A 3,096-nucleotide genomic window follows, 5' to 3' on the forward strand; every position below is an offset into this window, starting at 1 on the left:
ATTCTCAAAGAGTATTTAGAAACGGAAACAGGTAAAAATAATCATCGTCCTAAATTAGCAGAAGCATTAGAACAATGCAGACAAACCGGTTCTATTCTAATTTGTGCCAAATTGGATCGTCTCTCCCGCAATGTAGCATTTACTAGTCGGCTGTTAGAAAGCGATGTAGAGATTGTTTTCTGCGATTTCCCCAAAGCCAATCGATTCATCCTGCATATCATTAGTTCAATTGCAGAGTATGAAGCCAACCTAATTTCAGAACGCACCAAACAATCATTAAGAGCGAAGAAGGATAAAGGTATTAAGTTAGGTAAACCGGAGAACCTGCTGAATAATCATGCGCGGGCAATAGCTAATAGTATCAAGACTAATAAGGCAAAAGCCTTAACTAACGAGAACAACAAACGTGCCTTAGCCCTTATTTTAATGATGAGAAATCAGAGCAAAACATATTTGCAGATTACTCATGCACTCAATCGGCAAGGATTCAAGACCAGCAGAGGATATCGTTTCACGACTTCTCAAGTATGGCGATTATATAAACGCCATCAGGATATGCTTAAATGATTTAATTTTCAGGTCGATCAATCAAAGATTGCGGTCTCCACTTTCCGGGAAGCAGTTCATCGAGTTCCTGTATAGAGTGGTCTTGTATTCTATTTAGTACATCTGTTAGCCAAAGACTCGGGTTTACCCCACATATTTTGCATGTACCCAGTAAAGAGTAGATCATAGCAGTTCTTTCAGCAGACTGGTGATTTGAACAAAATAAATAGTTCTTGCGTCCTAATGCCAAAGGCCTTACCGCATTTTCAACCAGATTATTGTCAATACGATACCTTCCGTCAAGCACATAACGGGCTAATCGCTGATATATACCATAAGTGTACGACATTGCTTTACCGATCTTGGAAGATGGTAATACCTGAGGATAGTTTTTATCGATCCATTTCTCAAAATCACGTAGGATAGGATAAGCCTTTTCCTTACGCAATGCCTCTATTTGCCCCTTAGTAAAATTATTATCCGTGGCTCTTTGTTCCAATTGATAAAGCTTGCCGATTTGCTCAAGTGCATATTCAGCCCGTGGGGGATCATTGCCTAATGCCTGTTCAAATTTTCTGCGGGCATGCGCCCAGCATCCCAATAAGAGAACATCCTGTTTCTTTTCATATATATCATAGGCTCCATAACCATCACTCTGTACTGTACCTTTAAAGTCTTTGAGTAAATCGACAACTACATGCCCGGCCCGGGAACCTTTGTCGTAATGAAAAAATAATTGCCCGTTTTCAGGAGAGCGTACTACCCAATGATAGCCCTTACGGGTAGCTCCGGGTTTATCTTTATCCAATACCGGAATCGTAGTCTCATCCACTTGTATATAATCACTACCCAGAACATTTTTTTTCAACTGTTGGTAAAGAGGTTCTAATAAGTTGATGGCTGAAGCGCTCCAGTCATTTACGGTCGATGCTGCCAAATGGACTCCGCTTCGTTTAAACATCTCCAGCTGACGATAGTAAGGTTGATGGTCCTGGTATTTACTAATCAGCAGGTTTGCCAGCAAGGATGCTCCGGCATTACTTCTTGGCAGAGGTAAAGATGGAAGTTCCGCCATAATAATACCGGCCCCTCCGGGTAAAGCATATTTTTTACGGATAATTTCACGCACATAAAGTTGTCCGGGGATATATTCTAATATTTCGGTTACTTCCTGACCTATGCATTTAGCCCCTTCAGGTAAAGAGCACGGTTCAATCACTTCGCGGCGACGTTCTAAATGCTCGGGTAGAGGTTTGCGTACCGGATGTCTTTTCACAGGAAGACCGCCGCTATCCCGGGCGGATAAGTTCCTTTTAGCAACCCCATCCAAATAGATCTTTTCTTCTTCAAGTTGGTCTAAGCCATCAAAGTCAAGGCTTAACTGATTAGGATCTTCTTTTATATAACGCTCCGAGGAACGCCCAAATAAAGTCCGGCGCAGATAAAGTAATTCATCTCCAAGTTTTGTTAATTTGGTTTGCAATATCCCAATGTTGGATTCTAATTTGCCTTTATCGGATTCTAAACTGGTAATATCGGATTGTAGTTTATCTACATTAGATTGCAACTGACTGTTATCAGATCGCAGGAATGTATTTTTAAGCTCCAACTCCCGGTTTCGAAGGAGAGCTTCTTGTAATTTCCGTTCCAATTCCTGCATCTTTTCCATATGTTAAAGATACGCAAAACGGAGGATATACACAAGCTTTAAAGCCTTTATTTATGCGGTTTTATGTGGAATATTATATCTCTTTTTACGAATAATCCGATTTAAAGAAACACCTTCTACCATAAGCACTAAATCACACCAAGATAAGTGATAGTGCCCTGTTGATTGATCTAGTTTAGGGATGCTTATCCGTCCATACTCCAAACGCTTATGATATAAAACAAGGCCTCCTCTTTCCCAATGTAAAAGCTTTATACGGGTACGGGATCTATTGATAAATACAAAGACTTCCCCACTCAAAGGATCACGGCCCATTGTATGCCTGACTATACCACATAAACGGTCAAAGCCTCCTCGCATATCTACTGCTACCGAACACAGGTAGTAGGTAAGAGAATCGTTCAGATTAAACACTGTTTACTAATATAATTTGATTAAGTCTACCAGTGGGGCTGTATTCTTGGAATATACACGAAGTGTAACTCCATTGGGATATGTAATCTCTATAGTAAAACTTTCTTCAGGCTCTACTAAATTTACCTCCTCTGGTGGGGTTACTGTTATCGGGTGAAATGTTGTCGGTTCAAATTCTTCCTCTGCCAGCATATTATGCTCTTCCATATAACGCTTACGCCATGAATAGAACTGATTATCACTCCAACCTACTTGCCTATAAAAATCACATGGCATTAATCCACTTTTAAAATATTGCTCTATTATCGGATAGGCCTGACCTTTAGATAGCCTGGTTCCAGGAAGTTGTCTCGTTTGTTTTTTATTTTGCATAAACTGATGGCTCCTTAATTTATCGTTAACTCTCTCCTATGCAAAGGTAAAAACTATATAAATCTTGTAAAAGATGACCGAGACCGAAGGATTAC

At 40.1% G+C, this 3,096-nt stretch carries 4 protein-coding genes; 1 reads left to right on the top strand and 3 read right to left on the bottom strand.

Going from position 1 to position 3,096, the window contains the following annotated elements; all coding sequences use genetic code 11:
• Window positions 1-567: recombinase family protein (locus D0T84_RS21815; RefSeq protein ID WP_163310030.1), on the top strand; the 567-nt coding region annotated here is incomplete at its 5' end.
• Between the two features lies 1 nt (window position 568).
• On the opposite strand, the gene D0T84_RS21820 is transcribed toward D0T84_RS21815, so the two are convergent.
• The 3 genes from D0T84_RS21820 to D0T84_RS21830 are packed head-to-tail and all read right to left on the bottom strand — an operon-like array spanning window position 569 to window position 2,905.
• The gene (locus D0T84_RS21820; protein ID WP_163310031.1) at window positions 569-2,215 is read right to left on the bottom strand and encodes an IS66 family transposase; all 1,647 of its coding nucleotides are present in this window, start codon (window positions 2,213-2,215) and stop codon (window positions 569-571) included.
• A gap of 51 nt (window positions 2,216-2,266) precedes the next feature.
• On the bottom strand, window positions 2,267-2,629 hold the full coding sequence (gene tnpB, locus D0T84_RS21825) for an IS66 family insertion sequence element accessory protein TnpB (RefSeq protein WP_370525547.1): 363 nt from the start codon (window positions 2,627-2,629) through the stop codon (window positions 2,267-2,269).
• Between the two features lie 6 nt (window positions 2,630-2,635).
• Window positions 2,636-2,905: a hypothetical protein gene (locus D0T84_RS21830; RefSeq protein ID WP_163310032.1), complete on the bottom strand. Its 270-nt coding sequence runs from the start codon at window positions 2,903-2,905 to the stop codon at window positions 2,636-2,638.
• Between the last annotated feature and the right edge of the window lie 191 nt (window positions 2,906-3,096).

The organism is Dysgonomonas sp. 521, assembly GCF_010501055.1.
In the GTDB taxonomy this organism is placed as follows: Bacteria; Bacteroidota; Bacteroidia; order Bacteroidales; family Dysgonomonadaceae; genus Dysgonomonas.